Raw genomic sequence first — 20636 nt, forward strand, 5'->3', positions numbered from 1 at the left:
CCCGAAACTGCGAAAACTTGAAAAAGTTTAACAGGTTTCGGGGATTTTTATTTTGAAGCTGAGCCGTTCAAACCTAGTTGATCCTTGTGTGAGCCTGTTCTTACTAATCTGAAGCCAACTGCATCTTTTCTGCTTTTAATTGATACATCAATAACCAGTCCAGTATGATCCTGCATTTTCTAACTCCTATAAAACACTAAAGTGATTCATTATCTCTGTATTTTTCCAGCAAGTTCCTTTGAGCTCGGAGACAATCAAAGTCTTTTTCAATTTAAGAATTAAAACTCCTCCCCCTCTGATCATTTCTATTTTTAATCCTGAAAATTTCTGTTAAGAATTCAAAAAAACACCCGATTCAAAAGAACCAGGTGTTTCGAATGGTCAATTATTGTTTTTCAACATTTACTGCTTGAGGGCCGCGATCTGAATCTTCCACATCAAAAGTTACTGCTTGACCTTCTTCTAATGTTTTGAATCCGTCTCCTTGAATTGCTGAAAAATGTACGAATACGTCGCTGCCATCTTCGCGAGAGATAAATCCAAATCCTTTTTCTGCGTTAAACCATTTTACTGTTCCTTGTTCCATTAACCGTTCCTCCTCGTGCTTAAGCACTGAAATAATTGTAACTTTGCCCGTCTACGATAGAGGATTTTATCTAATAAAAACTCCTATACTGTCCCAAACAAGATTACAAGTACATTTTACACGCGCCCCTATATTTTTGCAAGAAATCTAATTATCTCCCTTCAAAAAATTTTCCTCCCGCATGCTGATATATTCATCATGTCCAATGATAATGTGATCCAGTATCTCAATTCCCATCATTTCTCCACATTCCTCCATCCTTTGAGTAAAATGAATATCGCTTTGTGAAGGGGTTGGATTTCCACTCGGATGATTGTGTGCAAGTACGATACGGGCAGCTGAATACTTAACCGCCCCTTTAAAAACTTCTCTGGGATGTGCAATACTCTGATTTAGTGATCCCTTGAAAACCGTCTCCTGCCGCAGGACTTCATTTTTTGTATTCAGGTACAGACAGACTAAATGCTCTTGTTGAAAATCTCTCAGCTCATAAATTAGATTTTGAGCGATCTGATAGCTGGAGGATATTTTCCCATATTTCATCTGATTGCTTTGCTGCAAACGATAACCAAATTCAACAGCCGCACGCAGTTCAATTGCTTTGACTTTTCCAATTCCCTTAATTGACATCATTTCGTGCAGCGTTGCATTTTTTAATTCATTTAAATGCCGAAAATGATTCAATATTGTAGAAGACAGCTCCATCACATTTTGTTCTCTCGAACCCGTTCTTAATAAAATCGCCAGCAGCTCCTGGTTGGAAAGAGCCTTTTCACCAAAAGCCTCCAACCGCTCTCTGGGCAAACAATCTTCCGGCATCTCATGAATGAACAGCCTTTTTTCTTCCATAAAAACAGCTCCTTTACGTGGTCTCATAAAGATACGCAAAAGAGCTCTTCATTTATTTGTTTTTCAAATAATTGGGTACATCCAGCAGACTGTCAAAGATTTGCAGCGCCTTCCCTTTCAAATCTTCATCTGGCTGAAGCAGGTCCGGAATCATAATCACCGGAATTCCAGCAGCATACGCAGCGTTCACTCCATGAGAAGAATCTTCCAGCACCAGTGTCTTTTCCGGATGCGTTCCCAGAAAGCTGACAGCTTTTTGAAAAATTTCCGGATCTGGCTTGGCTCTGCTGACATCTTCAGCTGAGACAATTCGATGAAACCGGTCACGAATTCCGGCATTCTCCAACAGTAATTCAATGGCAGGACGAACATTGCTTGAAGCAACCAGCTTGGGGATATTGCTTTCTTCAAGAAAATCCAGCAATTCAAATACCCCCTCTTTCAGCTGTACCTGTCCGGATTCAAACATGCTGATCGTATCCGCATAAGAACGGCGAATGAATTCATCAACTGTTTCCCGTCCAAAGTCCTGATAAATACGATGATAATTTTCCCAAACCTCTTCATCGGAAACCCCTAAAAATTGAAGATACAATTCCTTCGTGTAGGGAAAGCCCATTTCATCTGCAACCTTCTGTGAAGAGTCATAATAAATCATCTCCGTATCGAACAGCAAGCCGTCCATGTCAAAAATAACTCCATCAAATTTGTTCATTACTTCCTCCTATTGTCAATAATAATTCACGTACCTGTGAAACAAAATACAGAGAGCCCGTCACCAGCAGCATATCTTCATTAGTCATTTTTTCCAATATTTCCCCCATGCCAAACTGCCAAAGAGAAACAATATCTGTTTTATCATCTGTATATTTCTCAAACTTATCCAAATTCATGGCCTTAGGATATTCGAATGTGGTCAAATATAAATGAGTGTTGGGCACATTCTTCAACACCTTAATCATTTGATCGGTATTCTTTGTTGACAATGCTGAAAACAAAATATGAATGGAACGACCTTTAAATTCCGTTTTCAGATTCTCTACCAGACGCTTCATCGCATGATCATTATGGGCACCGTCCAATACAATCAACGGTTCATCACTGATTTTTTCCATTCGAGCCGGCCATTTTGCGTACAGCAAGCCCTGTCGAACGGTCTTTGTTTGAAAAGGCTGCCCGGTAAGCTGACAATAAATAGAGAACAATTCAATTGCTACACCCGCATTTTCCGTTTGATGCTGACCAAGTAACGGCGTCTTGAGCTTTTGAATCTTACCATGTTCTCCAATAAAGCTAAAGACTTCACCCCAGTCTTTATCAGAATGTACATATTCGATTGAATATTCCTGATTAAAGCGGTAAATGGGGGTCTGCTTTTCTTTTGCTTGTTTTTCAATAACATTCAATGCTGCTGCTTCAATATTTCCAGTTACAACAGGAATATTATTTTTTATAATTCCGGCTTTTTGAAAAGCAATTTCTTCAAGCGTTTCACCCAGAATCTCTGTATGATCCATCCCAATCGTAGTAATACCTGTTAAAATCGGCTCAACAACATTGGTACTATCCAGTAAACCGCCCAGTCCAACTTCTATAATTGCAACATCTACTTTCTGATCAAGAAAATAATCGAAAGCCATCGCAGTTAATGTTTCAAACTCAGTAATCCCGCTTATTTCATCTTGTTTATCCATTTCCTCAACTAGCGGCTGATATTTTTCCACATAATGAATCAGCTGTTCATCTGGAATCCCTTCGCCGTCAATGGCAATTCGTTCATTAAAAGCTTCAATATAAGGAGACGTAAATGTCCCCACGGTAATTCCGGCTTCCTGCAGCAGACAACGCAGATAAGTCACTGTAGATCCCTTTCCATTTGTCCCGGCAATATGAATTGTCGGAACCTTTCTATGCGGATTATTCACTCGTTCCAAAAGAGCCTCCACCCGTTCCAGTCCAGGACGTGAGCCAAAGGGTAGACGACTGTGTATCCATTCAATTGCTTCTTCACTATTTATTGACATTTTTGTCACCTCACACCTTCTATTATAGCGAAAGCCTAGTTCGATTTCACTAATAAAGGCAATTTCTTGAAACAAATCAGTAAAATTACAGGGTTTACGTTATAACCCTCCTCCTACCTATTCATAACTAAAGAAATTCTTAAATTCTATAAAAAATATAGGCTCTTTCAGCAAATTTAGTTATTAAAAATCAGAATATGATAAAATAGCAATTGTCGGAACATGTCAATCTATTCCGGCTTATTGAAAAAAAGAAATTTTTCTTTTTTCTTTCAGAGTAAGAGTGCAGCTGAGGATGAAAGCCCTCATAATTTTTTGGAGAATCATTCAATATCATGCTAAACTGAAATACTGTGTTATCAGGATCTATCCGTGAACTCTCGCTCTAAATAAGTTAGACTTATCCTGCTGAACAATTATTCCTGTTGATAGGAAAATTTTTTTGCTTTGAGGTGATACAAAAATGAAAATAAAAGAAAATAGTTTGTTGATCGGAAGCTTCTTCGTCCCATTTACAATACTGATTGTTCTCTGGATTATTTTGGGTATTGTCCCATTCGGAAATAACAATCTTCTGGCAAGTGATTTAGGCAGTCAATATCTGCCGTTTCTGAGCAATTTTAAATCATTCGTTGAAGAAGGCAATTTGACCTTCTATTCTTTTTCCAACGGAATTGGCGATACTATCTTCCCGTTAAGCTCTTATTATTTATTAAGTCCATTTAATTTACTGACCTTATTCTTTCCGCATGAGCAGCTGCCGGTTGCGATTGTCTGGATCATTACGTTGAAAATTTCATGTATCGGTATGAGTATGTTCTACTACTTGAAAAAGACATATATTGAAGTTTCTCCTTTTACGTGGATTTTCTCAACAGCATTTAGTCTTTGCGGTTTTACAGCCGCCTACAGCATTAACTTCATGTGGCTGGATATTTTGATTTTATTTCCGCTTCTCGCATTAGGCCTACAGAAGCTCTGGCAGGAAAAAAGAGTGACTCTTTATGTCACCATTCTTTTTCTGTCGATTTTCACTAATTACTATATGGGATACATGACCTGTATCTTTGCAGTCGGCTACAGTATTTATCTGTATCTTAAATTGAGTGCCGCACCTTCTATTCTTGGTTTTATAAAAGAAGGAAAAATCTTTTTCATCTCTTCTTTCCTGTCAGGAATTTCAACAAGTTTTATTCTCCTTCCTGCACTGGAAGGGATGATGCAGACGAAAAAGACAGATTTCAATCTGCTGACCTTTCTGCCTTATCCTAAGTTTGGTCTTTCTTTCTTTTCACAATTCGGGATAGGCTCTGTTGATTTTAATTTAAGACTGGAACATCTTCCAACAGTATTTTCAGGAATTTTAATCGTCCTATTATTCCTTACCTACTTTTTACTTCCTTCCATTCCGAAGAAAGAAAAAAAATTGTCGCTCTTTCTCATTTTATTTTTGTTTCTCAGCTTTTGGATTGAGCTTATTAATACAGTCTGGCATATGTTTCAAAGTCCGGCAGGGTTCCCTTATCGAAATACATTCATTTTCAGTTTTATTGTGATCAAATTTGCTTATGAAGCATTCCTTCGTTTACAGACAGATGAAAAGCTGCCATTGAGTGCTCCGCTGATTTACACAATCTGTCTCATGGGCGGCTACAGTGCACTTTTCCTATTTAACAAGAATTTTATTCTTTCCTATAGTTATTCAGTTATTTCATTGGTCCTGATCTGGCTTTATTATGTACTGCTTAATCACAGACAAAAGGCTGAAAAAGGAACAGCTTTATGGAAAATCTTCGGAATACTGTTAACTGTATCAATTTTTATGGAGCTGGGGCTAAACTATTGGATATCGGTAAAAGAAATTCCTTTTGGCAATCAGCAAGCCTTTGAGCAAAACTATAAAAAACAAGCTGCTATTTTAGCAGCACTGAAAAAGAAAGACTTTGAACGCTTCAAGCAAACTATTATCTCTGATGAAGCAGGATATACTGAAAAAACCAATGGCTATAATGACTCCATTCTTTACGGCTATGCAGGTGTATCCAGCTATACGTCCACTTTGCACTCTGACACTCAGGATATGCTGAACGATTTGGGGTTATATCAGAAAAACGATCGCAGAATTGCCTATGTGGATGACTCGCAGGTAGTGAACTTTTTACTTAACGTTTCCTATCAGATTACTCCTTTTGAAAATACATTCAGAGAAGCTGTTTCAATTGACGGTCAGACTGTTGGCTATAAAAATCCTGAAGCTGTCGGCATGGGCTTCCTAGTTTCTGAAGAGTTCGCAAATGTTCAGTTAATGGAAGATGAACCGATCATAAATCAGGAAAATCTTCTTCAAGCACTTAAACCGGAAGCAGAAAATTACTTTAAGCCTGTTCAGAAAACGAATGAAACCATTTCGCCAGATGAAAAAACAGTACTGTTGGAAACAATAACAGCAGCTTCCGGTGAACTCTATTTTTACCTTCCAAATGTTTCATGGTCCTCTACTGAAAGCTTTTCTGTCAACGGCAAGAAGATTGAGCCTAATGTCTATATCAAAACAAATCAATTGTTTAACTTAGGCTACTATACTAAAGGTGATAAAGTTACACTTACTCTCAAAAGTCGTAAGAAGATAAATCTTGAAGACATGGAGCTTGTCAGTCTAGACCAGCGAGCTTTCGATGCAGTGATTGCTTCAAAACGAAATAAAGCCATTGACTTGCGTTGGACAAAAATGGGTGAGCTCTTTGGGAATATTTCCGTTAAAAACGAGGATCAGCTGCTCTACCTTTCTGTTCCATATGATAAAAACTGGCTGATTAAATCGAATGGCAAGGCTGTTGAACAGATACAAGCCGCCGGCAATCTGATGGCAATCCCTCTAAAAGAAGGGACACATTCCATCGCAATGGTTTATCGTTCGATGAGCTATTACTATGGCTTGATCATTACTTTTGCAACAATTTTCAGTTTCCTGTTCTTCCGTTACTGGCTCTATATCAAGAAAAAAAGAGAACTGAATAAGTGTTAAAAAAACAGGGACTGTAACAATAGTCCGTCCTCAAAAAGAAAACACGCTCGATTTTGGCAATAATCATCAAAATCGAGCGTGTTCTTTCTTTTTTACGTGTCTTCCTCTCCATATATTTTCCCAATTTCCTCAAATTTAGTGCCATTAGTGCCAAGCCAATGTCGATCTTCGCCCCTTGTTTCCCTCGTAAGTGGAAACGATGGAACGCCAATTGAGCCTTTAGATGACCAAATACAGGTTCGACATCGATTTTTCGCTTCCTATGTTTCTGGAATATATTGTTCTATATCTAATGGTAAAGTTGTTTGATTAATGGTATAATTTTTAAACATAAGGCACACTCCTTTTTGGTTGAGTTTAGTCACTTTAATCTTATAAGGTCGTGTGCTTTTTGTATACCTTAAAATCAAAAAAAGTGGGGCAATAATCAGATTTTTTTCTGACTATTGTCCCACACTCCTGTTTTTTGTCTTTTATTGAATTGTTTTTAACTGCTCAATTCTTTCACGAACTGTTTTTTGTTTTTCCAGATAATCCTTTTCTTTTTCTTTTTCTGCCTGAACCACATCTTCAGGCGCATTACCAACAAATCGTTCATTGGACAGCTTACCCTGGACCCGTGTTACTTCCTGATTCCATTTCCCCAGTTCCTTCTCAAGGCGAGCAACCTCTTCTTCAATATTAATCAGTCCGGCTAGCGGCAGATAGATTTCCACACCAGTAAGAATAGCCGACATCGCCAGCTCTGGAGCAGTAATCTCACTGCTGATTGTCAATTCTTCAGGATTACAGAATCGCTCAATATAGTTTTTATTTTCAATTAGGAATCGATCTGCAGATTCATCAGCTGTCTTTATCAGCAATGTGATTGGTTTGGATAAAGGAGTATTCACCTCTGCACGAATATTTCGAACGGAACGAATCACTTCTTTCAAAACTTCCATCCCTTGAGCTGCCTTATTATCAGAAAGCTCTTCATGCACAGTGGGATACTCAGCAACAACCAACGATACACCAGTATGCGGAATTTTTTCCCAAATTTCTTCAGTTACAAACGGCATAATCGGGTGAAGCAAACGCAAAATATTATCCAGTGTATAGACAAGTATACTCTTTGTGATCTGCTTCGCTGCTTCATTTTCACCATACAGAATTTCTTTGCTCATTTCAATATACCAGTCACAAAAATCATCCCAAATGAAATTATAAAGCAAACGACCGGCTTCCCCAAATTCAAAACGATCAAACAAATCGGTTACCCGAGCGATTGTCTCATTCAAACGAGTCAGAATCCAACGATCAGCAACTGTTTTTTCTCCGTTGAAATCAATGTCTTCAACCGTCATTCCTTCGATATTCATAATTACGAAGCGGCTGGCATTCCAAATTTTATTGATGAAATTCCAGGCAGCATCCATTTTTTCATAACTAAAGCGAACATCCTGACCAGGAGCTGAGCCGTTGGACAGGAACCAGCGTAAGGCATCTGTCCCGTACTTTTCAATAATATCCATCGGATCAATTCCGTTGCCAAGAGACTTACTCATCTTCCGCCCCTCTTCATCACGAATCAAGCCGTGAATCAGCGCATGCTGGAATGGACGTTCACCGGTAAACTCCAGACTTTGGAAAATCATTCGGCTTACCCAGAAGAAAATAATATCGTAGGCTGTTACCAGCGTACTGGTTGGGAAGTAACGCTGGTAATCCAAGCTCTCCGTATCCGGCCAGCCCATTGTTGAAAACGGCCACAACGCTGAACTGAACCATGTATCCAATACATCTGCATCCTGTGTCCAGTTTTCACTGTCGGCAGGTGCGTCCATCCCCACATACATTTCTCCGGTTTCATTGTGATACCACGCCGGAATCTGATGGCCCCACCACAGCTGACGAGAGATTACCCAGTCATGAACATTTTCCATCCAGCGGGTAAACGTATTGTTAAAACGTTCAGGATAAAATTCAACAGCATTTTCAGTCTGCTGATTTTTAATCGCCTGATCTGCGAGCGGCTGCATTTTGACAAACCATTGCGTAGACAATCGCGGCTCTACAACCACACCAGTACGTTCCGAATGACCAACACTATGCGTCATATTTTCAATTTTAATCAAACGATCCATTTCTTTTAAATCAGAAATAATCATTTTGCGTGCTTCAAAGCGGTCCATTCCTGCATATTTCCCCGCCAGTTCATTCATTGTTCCATCATCATTCATGACATTTACTCTAGGGAGATCATGACGATTCCCAACTTCAAAGTCATTTGGGTCATGAGCAGGAGTAATTTTTACCACACCTGTACCAAATTCCATATCTACATACTCATCAGCAATAATCGGAATTTCTTTATTCACTAGCGGCAGTGTGACTGTTTTTCCGATTAGAGCCTGATAGCGCTTATCTTCTGGATGAACTGCAACAGCCGTATCACCCAGCATGGTTTCCGGACGTGTTGTCGCAATTTCCACAACACCAGTTCCATCTGTCAGCGGATAGCTCATATGATAGAACGCACCTTGAATGTCTTTGTGTATCACTTCAATGTCGGACAGTGCTGTTCTTGCTTTCGGGTCCCAGTTGATGATGTATTCCCCACGATAAATCAAGTTTTTCTCATAAAGCTTTACAAAAACAGTTCGAACCGCTTCTGACAATCCCTCATCCAATGTAAAACGTTCACGGCTATAGTCCAGTGATAAGCCCATTTTTGCCCATTGTTCACGTATATGAGAAGCATACTCTTCTTTCCATTCCCACACCTGCTCCACGAATTTTTCACGTCCTAGATCATAGCGGGAAATCCCTTGCTCTGCAAGCTTTTCTTCTACTTTTGCCTGCGTTGCAATTCCGGCATGATCCATTCCCGGAATCCAAACAGTATCATATCCCTGCATCCGCTTTTGGCGAATAATAATATCCTGCAATGCTGTATCCCACGCATGACCTAAATGCAGCTTTCCGGTAACATTTGGTGGAGGAATCACGATAGAATAAGGCTTCGCCTCTTTATTTCCATTTGGCTTGAACAAATCCTGATCCAGCCATTTTTGATAGCGTCCTTGTTCTATTTCTGTAGGCTGATATTTCGTAGGTAAATTATTTTCTTCCGACATTTGTATCTCCTTCTTTCTCTTCCTTTTAACGAATAAATCGATATTTCTGACAGGTAAAACAAAAAAGTCCTGAAACAGCGTTACTGTTTCAGGACGTATATGCTACGCGGTACCACCCAAATTGTATCTGAACTCTGTCAGACACCTCTTATTTGAGTGAGATAACGTTCACTACCCGAATAATTCTACTAAAATCGTTCAAATTATTGACTCACAAGCTACCTTCCTGCCAAATTCGTAAAGATCTTGCACCAACTGATCTTCTCTCTGAAATCCCTGCTGACAGTACTCCTCTTGTTCATCGTCTCAAGTAAATTTCTATTTTACCCAAACCTGTTTAATTCATGCTCTGGATTTATTTTACATGGTCTAAGCAGGAAAGTCAATCAGCTCAAGGCTTTGGCTTGCTCCAATGCTTCAGCATAATTCGGTTCTTCTGAAATCTCCCGGCTGATCTTTTCATAGGCTAGAGTTCCTTCTTTATCCACGACAAAAATTGCACGTGCAAGTCGACCCATTTCAGGAATAAACAAGCCGTAAGCTTCGCCAAAACTATTTTCAGTATCACGAAGCATTTCCATATCCACACCTTCTGCTGCACACCAATTGCTTTGTTCCTCTTTGGTATTGTTTGAAATCGTCAGAAACACCACACCTTCAGAAGTTCCGGCTTCCTGATTAAACCGCTTGGTTTGAATAGAACAGATTCTGGTATCAATATCAGGGACTACGCTGATCAAAACCGTTTTTCCTTCAAGCGCCGAAAGAGTGATTGCCTTATCCTCCAGATTTTTCAACGTAAAATCTGGCGCTTTTTCTCCAACTTTTGGCTGTACTCCAACAAGCTCAACTTCATTCCCTTTTCTCGTTACAATCATTTCAATTTCCTCCTAATAGCTAGTCTCTGCTTTAAAGTATAGAGGAACAACAGGAGGAACTCAAAATTACTGCTTATTTTGAGAATGCTGTATCAAAATAAATCAAAGTCTGCAGTTCAGTTGTCAGGTCAATATACTGGACATTTACATGTTTTGGTACATTTACACGGTCTGGTGCAAAATTCAGGATTGCAGTTATTCCGGCATCCACAATTTCATTAATTGCTGTCTGAGCATATTTGCTCGGAACAGTCGATATTGCAACAGTAATTCCCTGCTCTTCAATCGCATTTCTTAACTGGTCCATCGATTGAACACAGATGTCGTTTACCTTCTCTCCGACAATTTCATCATTTACATCAAAAGCACAAATAATATTCAAATTTTCATTTCGGCGAAAATTATTCTTAAGCAAGGCTTTGCCAAGATTTCCACAGCCAATCAGTGCAATACGTTTTTCTTCTGTTGTATTCAAAATTTCACTGAATACTTGAATCAGATAAGGCACATCATAACCATAGCCGCTTCTGCCAAGCTCACCCAGATGGGAAAAATCTCGGCGTATTGTTGCAGGCGGAATATGCACGATCTCACTAAATTCTCTTGATTTTATCCGAATGACACCTGAGTCATCCAGCATTTTTAAATATCGCAAATATAACGGTAAGCGTTTCGCTGTTGCTTTTGGTATTTTTTTTTCGTTCGACATTATTTCCATAATACTTCTCCTTGTTAACTTCTTCACATTCTAGTGTAACATCCATTAAGAAACTCAGCAACATCTTTGTGAAAAAAAGTAATTTTTTTTATAAAATCCAGTTTTTTCTTAACCTCTTCCTCATCCTATCATCAACCAATTCCCATTTACTTACAACAGTGGCTAAAATCCAGAAGATAGTTTCACAATAAGACGCGATTAGCTGGCGTGAAAAATAAAAAACAGTAAAAATCCGCAACTGATTTTTACTGTTTTTAAATACTATTTCTAAAATAAATAGCTGAACTATTTAGTCGTCTCTCCTGATTTATTTTTTACAGCAACTCAGAAAAATCGTCTTGCTCCTGCCGGTCCCTGCTGTCTGCTGTTATTTCACTAACTTTCAAGTTTGCAAGAGATCGCTCCATCAATCCAGTCACATCCAGACGTGCTTCATATGCCTGTGCTTTTTCAAGTTTAGGTCTGGTCTTAGGCTGTGGTGGAGCAAAAATTGTACAGCAATCTTCAAAAGGCTGAATGGCCAATTCAAATGTATCAATTTTTTCTGCCAGTTCAATAATTTCCATTTTATCCATCGAAACTACCGGACGTATAATCGGCGTATTGGTCACATCGTTGATAGCCACCATGCTTTGCAACGTTTGTGAAGCTACCTGACCAAGTGACTCACCATTAATAATGACCAAACCATTCCGCATATCTCTTATGGCATCTGTCATGCGCAGCATCAATCTTCGCGTCACCGTCATCAGATATCCTTCCGGAACTACTCGCTTGATTTCTTCCTGTATTTCCGTGAAAGGAACTTCAATAAACTGAACATTTCCTGAATAGGGAGCGAGCTTTGCGGCTAAATCCTTAGCTTTTTGCAGAGCCTGCTCACTTGTGTATGGGGGGCTGGCGAAATGAACTGCTTCGATTTCCACTCCGCGCTTCATCGATAAATAGCCAGCAACAGGCGAATCAATACCGCCGGAGAGCATCAACATTCCTCTTCCACTTGTTCCTACAGGAAGCCCGCCAGCACCACGGATTGTTTCATAGGAAAAATACGCTCCTTCTCTGCGAATTTCCACACGAATATTAATATCCGGCTGCTTCATCTGTACTTGAATATCGGGGAACACCTCGAAAGCTGCACCGCCCAGTTCTCTGTTCAACTCATTGGAATCCAGTTCAAAGCTGTGGTCTGAACGCTTTGAAGTAATTTTAAAGGTTTGTCCCGGTTGATAAACTTCTTTGATAATTTCCTTTACCATTTCTTTTAGCGCAGGTACAGATTTTTCAACACGAATACTCGGCGAAAATGTCTGAATCCCAAAAACCTTTTCCAGCTTCGGAAGAATCAGACTGCTGTCTTCCCCATTTAACAACAGATGCATGCGATCTCTGTCCGCATGAATTTTCACTTCTGGAAAATCAGCCAGCACTCTTTTTACGTTCTGTGCAAGCTGCATGATAAATGATTTTCTATTTTTGCCTTTTGTCGAAAGTTCGCCGTACCTAACCATAATTTCTGAATAATTCACTTTTTTAAATTCCTTTCTTTAAACCATTACGTCCATTCCTGTAAAAAAGTATGTGCTAGTATCCCCTATCATAACGACTGATTGTTTTCACTGCATAGTAACTGAATAACCGGATACAGGATCATGATAATTTTCAGAAACAAAATCCCGTTCCACTATAACATAGGAGCAGGATTTTTCAAACGCTTATTTATACAGCTAGTTGAATCAACAAAAAATAAGGCAGGCATCTCAAACCAAAATGTGACTGGAAACTATAAGAGATAGCTGTATGCATACTGAAAAGGAACTTGCTTCTAAGCTTCTTTGAATGCTCGGCGCATAACTGAGAAGCACAAAAAAACTTCCCCCTACGCTTCTTCGAATGCTCGAATCATACAAAGACTGGAACACCGTTTATTCGGTTTTAGGGATCTCAGACATACTTTTGTCACAGTCCCCAATGCTTTTCTAAATAGACATGTTTGTATCGAAATCAAATAATACGAGATTCATAGATAAAAGGAGTTGTCACTTATTTAAGAGTATCTAATGAGACGGTATGCGTACTAAGAATGTAGCAACATTGTTCCTTTAAAAAGAGTTAGACCCTCTCTATTTTTTCGTAAACATTCATCATCAGAGTCTTCAGACATATCTTACTTATCCGTTAATTTTTGAAAACTTTTTATGCAGCTGATTGAAGATGACCATAAATTGTTCTGCCTCAGCCATTGTATTGCTTTCATCCAAGCTGATTCGTACAGCTGATGTTGCTTCTGCATCTGGAATATTCATTGCATGAAGTGTACTCCCGACCATTTTTTTACGACTAGAGCATGCACTTGTTGTGGAAATGTAAATTTGTTTTTCTTCCAATGCATGAACCAGCACCTCTCCCCGAATCCCTTTTAATGCAAAGCATAAAATGTGAGGAGCAAAATCCGAACTCTTTTCAGTAAAGAAACGAACATTGGAATACATTGCAAGTCCATCAATCAACGCATTACGAATTTGTTCAACTCGGTCTTTTCCTTCTTTATTTTTATCTAAATACAGCCGAAGTGCTTTTGAAGCTGCAACAATCCCTGCTATATTTTCCGTACCGCTCCGCTGATTATCTTCCTGACCGCCGCCTGTTAATAAAGGTGCCAGCTTCTTCCCTTTTTTCCAGTAAATAAAGCCCACTCCCTTAGGTCCATGAAATTTATGTGCTGAAAAAACAGCAAAATCCACTCTTGGTGTCAGCCATTCTAAGGTTGGGATCTTCCCCACAGCCTGAACTGCATCTACATGGAAATGAATCGTCGGATATTTTTCCAAAAGCGCACTGACTGCTTTAATAGGTTGTACACTGCCGATTTCATTATTGACCGCCATAATCGAAACTAAAATTGTATCTTTTCGAATTAGCTGTTCAAGTTTATCTATTTGAATAACCCCGCATTTATCTACTGGAATGACTGAAACTTCAAATCCGAGTTTTTCAAGCTGTCTGGCTGTTTCTGAAACAGCCGGATGCTCAATACTTGATATAATCAGATGCTTTCCAAAAGCCTGCTTTTCTACAGCTGTTCCTTTTAAAATCCAATTATCTCCCTCAGTTCCGCCACTGGTAAAAAATATCTCCGAATAGTCAACTGACAGTAGTTCAGCTACCTGTTTTCTTGCCTGCTCAAGTAATCGATGAGCCTGACTTCCAAGGTCATGCAGACTGGAAGGATTTCCAATGATCCGCTGACTGGTCTTCAGGTAAGTATCTAATACTTGAGGATAAATCTGTGTTGTTGCACTATTATCAAAATAAATCATTTATCTCTGCCCTTCTAAAAAAAGTCTTTTTAAATTATAGTCCTTTTAAATCTCAACTTCAATTATTCCTTTTCAGAACTGAATCATCTATGTTTCGTTATCATTTACCAAAGTTTACATGATAAGAAAAAGCAGGACATATTTATCTGTCCTGCTTCCTGCATTAAACTGCATCTAAATTTTTGAAGTAAATATCTTCGATCCGTCTGAATGCGCCCGGCTCTACTCTTTCAAGTGCTGTACCAATAATATCCAGTGCATCTTGATAGCGATAGTCTTTGGAGAACAAGTCTAAGGTGCGCTCCATTGCTTCGTTGACTGCTTCATTCGTATGACGGTAACGATTTGCATATTGCATCATCTGCTCAGTTAAAGCAGCAGAGTTCACAAGATCGTTCGTCTTTTTATCAAGCATTTCCAAATCTTCATTACATAAATCTGCAAGCTTATTAATTTCATCAATATTGATACGAATACGATTCAATGCTTTGCTCAACTCTTCGATTCGGTCTGTCGCTACAAAGAAGAATTCAAGGTAATCAGTTGGCAGACCCGGCAGACGTTTCTTTTCAACGAAACGTTTCAGGTTGCGCAGACGAAACTCAAACTGATCCACTTTCTTCTGTGCCTCTTTCTCGCCTTTACGAAGATCTTTCAGAGACATATCGATTTCCATTTGCTGATTTTCAATATCAGCTAGAACACGGTAGCAGTCTTTAAAGAATACTTGGACTTCAGAATAAGGAACTGTGTGCTCTGCCATCTTTGGTTCATAGTCTTCATAACGACGAATCAGTTCTTCGATTTCCGACTGGAATCCTCTTGAACGTCCCAGCTCATTGTGATTCAGTGTATAGCTTTGAGAAGTATGATCCAATTCAATCATCAGCTGGCGGTTATTACGCAATACGTGAGCAATATAGTCGCCTATTGTTTTTTGATTATTTACAACATATTTCTTCGCATTAATCTCTTTTTCCATAACTTCATACAACGCATCAATAGCTGCTTCAGTATCTCTGTTTGCCACTTCAACAGCAGCAACTTCTGCTTTCTCCAGATCCACTGTAGAGTTCTTCACACGCTTCTTCACACGCTTCAATTCTTCTTCGAAATTTTGTTCCGGGAAAACGAAATGATCATCCGTCAGACGTTTGTACCCTTCTTCGATTTCCTTGATCTGATCCGGGAATGTCCGGTTAAGTTCGTCATGTAAAGGAGGAATACGTTTCATCACATCGTCTAGTTCATACGTATGGCGTTCTGCACTTTCAAGTACTTCCCTGGCTTCTACAGGATCTCCTGAAGTATTCAATGTAACGAACTGTGTAAATTCAATCTCAATATTCTTAACCTGCTTCTGTAATTCTGAATAAGCAGAGCCAAATCCTTCTTTTTCTTCTTGCAGCAGTGTACTGATTTCTTCATAGATATCCAGAGCTTTCTGCACTTCCAAAGAATTGCGCTCTTCACTGTCGCGAAGTTCTCCGAGTCCTCTGCGAATTTCTTCAACTTCTGACTCCATTTCATCCATTGTTTTTTCAGCTTCAGCTACTGCGCGTTTTGCCTTCATATAACGGAAAGAATCATTTAATTCTTCAACTTCAAAAATTTGACTTTCCAGTTCAGCAAAAGAACGGGTAGAAATATCTGCCCAACGCTGATTCCATTCACGGAAAGTATTTTGACTTTGACCTACCATGTGCATTTTTTTTATTTCATCCACTTCTTCAATCACAGGAAGGTCAAAAAGATCTTCTTTTCTGCTTTCGAGAGCTTTCAGCTTCGCCTGATTTTTCCTTCGCATAAAGTGTCCAACCAGATATATGATAGCTGCAACGATGATTATCACTAACACCACGATAATAATCAAATTGTTTTTCATTAATGTTTCCTCCGTTTACTCAACATTTACTTAGCATTCTATATTTAGGGATAGGGAGTTCTCTCAGTATATTGCCTAGAAGCATTACTTGAAAGACTGAAATTAATTTTAATCATTCTCGTAAAAAACAACTATAGAAAATTATATCACAAAGCATTCCTTCAAGCACTAGTTTAATGAGGAATTAATAAAATATTTTTCTTTTTCTCAACAGGTATCCGACACTGCCAAATTATGCATAGACTTTTCATCAAGAATAAAATGTCACTTCTTTCAGTGTATCAAAGATTTAAACAAAAATGAAGAGAATTATTTACAGCTTTCGGAAAAAGAACTAAAAGTTCTATTTTCTGTTGCTTTTCAGTGGAAATTTAGGTATTCTTTTACTACTTAAGATTATAAAAAGATGAGAATTAAAGGTGCGATTATCACTGTTTTTTTATCGGATTCCAGATCAAAGTAATCGTATTTCTAAAAGAATAGGGAGCTGAAAAGGTGAAAGTAATTAAATTTGGCGGAAGCTCACTGGCTTCTGCAGAACAATTGCAAAAGGTATTACAAATTGTAAAAGAGGACCCTTCCCGAAAATTCGTTGTTGTCTCTGCTCCTGGAAAGCGTTCAGACAACGATACTAAAGTGACGGATCTTTTAATCAGTTATCATTCGAAGTATCTGAAAAATGAAGGAACAGAAGAGATCATTGAGCAGATTATTTCACGTTACGAATTAATTATGGACGAGCTGGGGATGAATAAGAATATTCTGACAGATATTCGCCAGTCTATTGAAAAACTGACCACACTTCCTAAAGAAAACAATCCTCATTTATTTGATGCCTTTTTGGCAAGAGGAGAAAATAATAACGCACGGCTGGTTGCAGCATTCTTCCAGGATAACGGGCTGCAGGCTGTTTATAAAAATCCGCGTGATATAGGAATTATTGTTACAGACGAACCTGGTAATGCCCGTATTCTGCCATCTTCCTACGAAAAAATCAGTCAGTTCAGAGAAACAGATGAGATATTGGTTATTCCTGGATTTTTCGGTTACACAGAGGCCGGAGAAATCTGTACCTTCTCCAGAGGCGGATCAGATATCACTGGTTCTATTGTGGCTGCAGGTGTTCAAGCTGATTTATACGAAAACTTTACTGATGTTGACGGAATCTTTGTTGCTCATCCGGGAATTGTAAGCAATCCGAAAACAATTAAGGAACTGACCTACAGAGAAATGAGGGAGCTGGCTTATGCAGGCTTTGCCGTTTTCCATGACGAAGCGCTGATGCCGGCTTATAAAGCAAATATTCCGGTAGTTATCAAGAATACCAACAACCCATCCCATCCGGGAACACTAATCACAACGAAGCGGGCAGCTGATCATGAGCCGGTAGTTGGAATTGCAAGTGATCAAAATTTTGCAAATATCTATATCAGTAAATACCTGATGAACAGAGAGCTTGGCTTTGGTCGTAAAGTTTTGGAAATTTTGGAGAATCTGGGTCTTAGTTATGAGCATATGCCTTCTGGAATTGATGATATTTCCATTATTTTACGTGAGCGTCAGCTAACTCCAACAATTGAAAAACAGCTGATCAGCAAACTGGAGGAAGTGTTAAAGCCGGATGAACTGCGTATTACTCATGGTCTTTCAATGATTATGATTGTAGGTGAAGGGATGCGCCAGCGCATCGGGGTTACTGCCGACAGTACCATGGCATTGGCTAAAAATGAGATCAATCTGGAAATGATAAACCAGGGCTCTTCAGAAGTCAGTATCATGTTCGGTATTCGTAAAGAACAGGAAAATCAAGCCATCCGGGCACTTTATGATATGTTTTTTAATTAAAAAAAATGCGGTCCTGTGAGTTAACTTACTTACAGCCGCACCTTTTATTTATAAGAGAGCTCAGAGCGAAAATCTTTCTCTCCTGGGCTCTTTTTATCTGCTTTCCTTTTTCTGCCGCTCCAGCTCCGCTTTAATTTTGAGTTCAGGAGCATACTTCTCTTCCCAGTCATCCGGCTTCAGCACTTTATGAGTGACCTCATGATAACGAGGTTTGCCATCTTCAAACAATTTTCCCATATTTGCTTCATGAACAATGGTAAATAATTCAGTAGGATCAACACCCAGCAAAGAAAATGAGCCATAGGTGAAATAGAGAAGGTCTATTAAAGCATCTACCTGATCAACTAAAACCTCCTCAATCTGTTTACCTTTTTCAAGTATTTTCTTTTCAGCAGTGTCAACATCTGTTTTCAGCTGTTCAACCAACCGATGAAACTCTTCCATATCATTGTTTGCTGAGGAGTATAAAAATTCCACCAGCTCTTCTGCTTTAAAACCAGCTCTGGCTGATGCCGTTTTCGCTGTGAAAGCCTGAGGTGCTGAAGGTCTCCGATTATCAAATATCCGGTGAAATTCTTCAGTCTTATCAAATGGGTTATCTATTTTCATACACTGCCTCCTCAATAATCTTATAATGAACCATCGCCTGATAAATTCCGTGATCCTCATTGGTTGCAGTAACAAAATCTGCCGACGCTTTTACTCCATCCGGGGCATTTCCCATCGCCACACCAATTCCAGTTCCTTCAAGCATTTCCACATCATTCCAGTTGTCTCCGAAGGTCATCACTTCATTCAATGAAAATCCAAAGGTTTCAATACATTTCATAATTCCCCGAAGCTTCGAGCCACCCTGCGGAATAATATCCACCACATAAGGATTCGAACGTGTGATGGTACAGTCAGGAAGCTGTCTGTTTAAATCTTCCATTTCTTCTGCAGAACTGAGAAGAACACACTGATAGATTTCTTCATTTAAAATGTTCAGTTCGTGATACCTGCATTCTTCCTTCACTGAGCGATATTTAATCAGCAGATTCTGAGCAGCAGCAACTGGGAACCATTTAGGTATAAAGCGCACAAGTTTTCTCGCTTTGCTGTTCTGTCCAAACCTCATCAGTGAGCTGCCTTCCATCTTCAGCCGTCCGCCAAACATCAACTGCCGATTTCCTGTATCAGCAAAATCAACAATCTGTTCAAGTACCTCTTTGGAGAAAATGCGTTCATATAGAGTCTCATCTTTTGTATAGACCAGCTGACCATTGTAGGTTACAAAAACGTCAAAATTCAGCGCATCAATCTGTTCACTCAAATGAATCGGGCTTCGCCCTGTTGCAACACCACAAAGAATCCCCTGACTTTGAGCCTGGGAGATCGCTTTTCTGGTGGAATCCAGAGCTTTCGCACGTCTGTCAACCAATGTTCCATCAATATCAAAGAAAATTATTTTAATCATACATCACCTTAAAACAAATCCATCTGCTTCGGATTCAGTTCTTCATATTTCAGATTAAGTACCTTTTTCATTTCAAGTGCATTTCCGGCTGCATCTCCGCCCGAATTATTATTGAAAATAACCCCTGTCTCTTTGACTTCCAAAGACATTTTTCTAACCGCTTCACTCAGACTGGCAATCTCAGCTGAATTATACCGATAAAGTGTCCGTTTTTTTCGCCACTCTTTATCATTGGCCAGCCAACCGGCAGCATTTCTTCCATGGAACCGAAGGAGTATAAATGCTTGGTTTGTCGCAAACGGAAAAAAGGGCACTGGATTTATCGGTATCTGGGGCTCATCAACAACAACCAAAGAAAATTTTCGCTCTTTCATAAAAGCAAGAGTGGACTTAATATAATCAGCCTGATACCAGCTTCCATTTCTTAGTTCAACAGCGACCGGCAAACCATTAAACCACTTTTCGATTTTTTCGAGATATCGGACATTTTCCTTTGTACATCCAAAACTGGCTGAAAACTGAACTAAAAACGCAAACAATTTTCCGCTGTCAATAATTGGCTGCATACTGTGAAGAAAGGACTGAATCATTTCCTCTTCATTTTTGTAATAGGTTTCCCAATCTCCCTGACAGCTGATACCGCTGTATGCTTTAACAACAAATTTAAAATTTGCCGGAACAGATTCCACCCATCTTTTTACAGATTCCTGCTTTGGAATGCCATAGTACGCAGTATCCATTTCAACTAGTGGTAAATGCCCGGCGTATTCATAAAGTGTAGAGCGTTTTTTCCCCGTCAGTCTTTCATGTTCACTAAAAGATGTTAGTCCCAATCGTATCATTTTTTCCTCCAGTGTTTAGCCGTTCAGCTTTCTTTTCCTTCTTTCTATCATATCTAAAGAACAAATAAATTGTAAAATAAAACACGTTC

The 20636-nt window shown here is 39.2% G+C and carries 16 protein-coding genes, 1 pseudogene and 1 other annotated feature; of the genes and pseudogenes, 2 read left to right on the forward strand and 15 right to left on the reverse strand.

Going from position 1 to position 20636, the window contains the following annotated elements:
- Positions 1-47: 47 nt before the first annotated feature.
- The 5 genes from LI954_RS16050 to LI954_RS06760 all read right to left on the reverse strand — a co-directional run bounded on the left by LI954_RS16050 (position 48) and on the right by LI954_RS06760 (position 3459).
- A complete protein-coding gene (locus tag LI954_RS16050) occupies positions 48-176 on the reverse strand; it encodes a hypothetical protein (protein WP_267491442.1) in 129 nt (42 codons plus the stop codon).
- Between the two features lie 209 nt (positions 177-385).
- On the reverse strand, positions 386-586 hold the full coding sequence (locus tag LI954_RS06745) for a cold-shock protein (protein ID WP_202066772.1): 201 nt from the start codon (positions 584-586) through the stop codon (positions 386-388).
- A gap of 147 nt (positions 587-733) precedes the next feature.
- Positions 734-1435 (reverse strand): RadC family protein, encoded by a 702-nt coding sequence (gene radC, locus LI954_RS06750; protein ID WP_202066771.1) that lies wholly within the window; start codon positions 1433-1435, stop codon positions 734-736.
- Between the two features lie 52 nt (positions 1436-1487).
- Entirely contained in the window at positions 1488-2150 is a 663-nt protein-coding gene (locus tag LI954_RS06755; RefSeq protein ID WP_202066770.1) for an HAD family hydrolase, read from the reverse strand.
- Positions 2137-3459 carry a bifunctional folylpolyglutamate synthase/dihydrofolate synthase gene (locus tag LI954_RS06760; protein WP_229444038.1) on the reverse strand — a complete coding sequence of 441 codons (1323 nt, stop codon included), beginning with the start codon at positions 3457-3459 and terminating at the stop codon, positions 2137-2139. Before LI954_RS06760 ends, LI954_RS06755 begins: the two co-directional genes overlap by 14 nt.
- 463 nt (positions 3460-3922) lie before the next feature.
- Between LI954_RS06760 and LI954_RS06765 the strand changes: the two genes are divergently transcribed.
- Positions 3923-6484 carry a YfhO family protein gene (locus LI954_RS06765; protein WP_229444039.1) on the forward strand — a complete coding sequence of 854 codons (2562 nt, stop codon included), beginning with the start codon at positions 3923-3925 and terminating at the stop codon, positions 6482-6484.
- On the opposite strand, the pseudogene LI954_RS06770 reads toward LI954_RS06765, so the two are convergent.
- The 7 genes and pseudogenes from LI954_RS06770 to ezrA all read right to left on the reverse strand — a co-directional run.
- A pseudogene (locus LI954_RS06770) lies at positions 6453-6749 on the reverse strand (transposase); the annotation flags it as partial. The gene LI954_RS06765 and the pseudogene LI954_RS06770 sit on opposite strands and share 32 nt — an antisense overlap.
- 208 nt (positions 6750-6957) lie before the next feature.
- Entirely contained in the window at positions 6958-9603 is a 2646-nt protein-coding gene (locus tag LI954_RS06775; protein ID WP_229444040.1) for a valine--tRNA ligase, read from the reverse strand.
- A gap of 86 nt (positions 9604-9689) precedes the next feature.
- Positions 9690-9914, reverse strand: a binding site (T-box leader).
- A 75-nt stretch (positions 9915-9989) separates the two neighbouring features.
- Positions 9990-10481 carry a thiol peroxidase gene (gene tpx, locus LI954_RS06780; RefSeq protein ID WP_202066766.1) on the reverse strand — a complete coding sequence of 164 codons (492 nt, stop codon included), beginning with the start codon at positions 10479-10481 and terminating at the stop codon, positions 9990-9992.
- Positions 10482-10554: 73 nt separating this feature from the next.
- Positions 10555-11199, reverse strand: a complete 645-nt coding sequence (locus tag LI954_RS06785) for a redox-sensing transcriptional repressor Rex (RefSeq protein ID WP_229441575.1) — start codon at positions 11197-11199, stop codon at positions 10555-10557.
- A gap of 314 nt (positions 11200-11513) precedes the next feature.
- Complete coding sequence (gene thiI / locus LI954_RS06790) at positions 11514-12728, reverse strand: tRNA uracil 4-sulfurtransferase ThiI (protein WP_229444041.1); 1215 nt, start codon at positions 12726-12728, stop codon at positions 11514-11516.
- 642 nt (positions 12729-13370) lie between these two features.
- Entirely contained in the window at positions 13371-14519 is a 1149-nt protein-coding gene (locus LI954_RS06795) for a cysteine desulfurase family protein (protein ID WP_202066763.1), read from the reverse strand.
- A gap of 163 nt (positions 14520-14682) precedes the next feature.
- Positions 14683-16404: a septation ring formation regulator EzrA gene (gene ezrA / locus LI954_RS06800; protein WP_229444042.1), complete on the reverse strand. Its 1722-nt coding sequence runs from the start codon at positions 16402-16404 to the stop codon at positions 14683-14685.
- 495 nt (positions 16405-16899) lie between these two features.
- Here ezrA and LI954_RS06805 point away from each other — a divergent pair, with 495 nt between their 5' ends.
- Positions 16900-18249: an aspartate kinase gene (locus LI954_RS06805; RefSeq protein WP_229444043.1), complete on the forward strand. Its 1350-nt coding sequence runs from the start codon at positions 16900-16902 to the stop codon at positions 18247-18249.
- A gap of 93 nt (positions 18250-18342) precedes the next feature.
- Here the strand turns inward: LI954_RS06805 and LI954_RS06810 are convergent, their stop codons facing one another.
- Genes LI954_RS06810 through LI954_RS06820 form a run of 3 tightly spaced genes read right to left on the reverse strand, consistent with a single transcriptional unit; the run spans position 18343 to position 20547 of the window.
- Positions 18343-18858 carry an HAD family hydrolase gene (locus LI954_RS06810; protein WP_202066760.1) on the reverse strand — a complete coding sequence of 172 codons (516 nt, stop codon included), beginning with the start codon at positions 18856-18858 and terminating at the stop codon, positions 18343-18345.
- A complete protein-coding gene (locus LI954_RS06815; RefSeq protein WP_229444044.1) occupies positions 18845-19705 on the reverse strand; it encodes a Cof-type HAD-IIB family hydrolase in 861 nt (286 codons plus the stop codon). Before LI954_RS06815 ends, LI954_RS06810 begins: the two co-directional genes overlap by 14 nt.
- 8 nt (positions 19706-19713) lie before the next feature.
- Positions 19714-20547, reverse strand: a complete 834-nt coding sequence (locus LI954_RS06820) for a DUF72 domain-containing protein (RefSeq protein ID WP_229444045.1) — start codon at positions 20545-20547, stop codon at positions 19714-19716.
- Between the last annotated feature and the right edge of the window lie 89 nt (positions 20548-20636).

Source organism: Enterococcus sp. CWB-B31 (assembly GCF_020567645.1).
Classification (GTDB): Bacteria; Bacillota; Bacilli; order Lactobacillales; family Enterococcaceae; genus Enterococcus_L.

Bases quoted from the DNA above. Each gene is read 5' to 3' on its own strand.
- LI954_RS16050 (WP_267491442.1), bottom strand. From the start codon at position 176: ATGCAGGATCATACTGGACTGGTTATTGATGTATCAATTAAAAGCAGA.
- LI954_RS06745 (WP_202066772.1), bottom strand. From the start codon at position 586: ATGGAACAAGGAACAGTAAAATGGTTTAACGCAGAAAAAGGATTTGGA.
- radC (WP_202066771.1), bottom strand. From the start codon at position 1,435: ATGGAAGAAAAAAGGCTGTTCATTCATGAGATGCCGGAAGATTGTTTG.
- LI954_RS06755 (WP_202066770.1), bottom strand. From the start codon at position 2,150: ATGAACAAATTTGATGGAGTTATTTTTGACATGGACGGCTTGCTGTTC.
- LI954_RS06760 (WP_229444038.1), bottom strand. From the start codon at position 3,459: ATGTCAATAAATAGTGAAGAAGCAATTGAATGGATACACAGTCGTCTA.
- LI954_RS06765 (WP_229444039.1), top strand. From the start codon at position 3,923: ATGAAAATAAAAGAAAATAGTTTGTTGATCGGAAGCTTCTTCGTCCCA.
- LI954_RS06775 (WP_229444040.1), bottom strand. From the start codon at position 9,603: ATGTCGGAAGAAAATAATTTACCTACGAAATATCAGCCTACAGAAATA.
- tpx (WP_202066766.1), bottom strand. From the start codon at position 10,481: ATGATTGTAACGAGAAAAGGGAATGAAGTTGAGCTTGTTGGAGTACAG.
- LI954_RS06785 (WP_229441575.1), bottom strand. From the start codon at position 11,199: ATGGAAATAATGTCGAACGAAAAAAAAATACCAAAAGCAACAGCGAAA.
- LI954_RS06795 (WP_202066763.1), bottom strand. From the start codon at position 14,519: ATGATTTATTTTGATAATAGTGCAACAACACAGATTTATCCTCAAGTA.
- ezrA (WP_229444042.1), bottom strand. From the start codon at position 16,404: ATGAAAAACAATTTGATTATTATCGTGGTGTTAGTGATAATCATCGTT.
- LI954_RS06810 (WP_202066760.1), bottom strand. From the start codon at position 18,858: ATGAAAATAGATAACCCATTTGATAAGACTGAAGAATTTCACCGGATA.
- LI954_RS06815 (WP_229444044.1), bottom strand. From the start codon at position 19,705: ATGATTAAAATAATTTTCTTTGATATTGATGGAACATTGGTTGACAGA.
- LI954_RS06820 (WP_229444045.1), bottom strand. From the start codon at position 20,547: ATGATACGATTGGGACTAACATCTTTTAGTGAACATGAAAGACTGACG.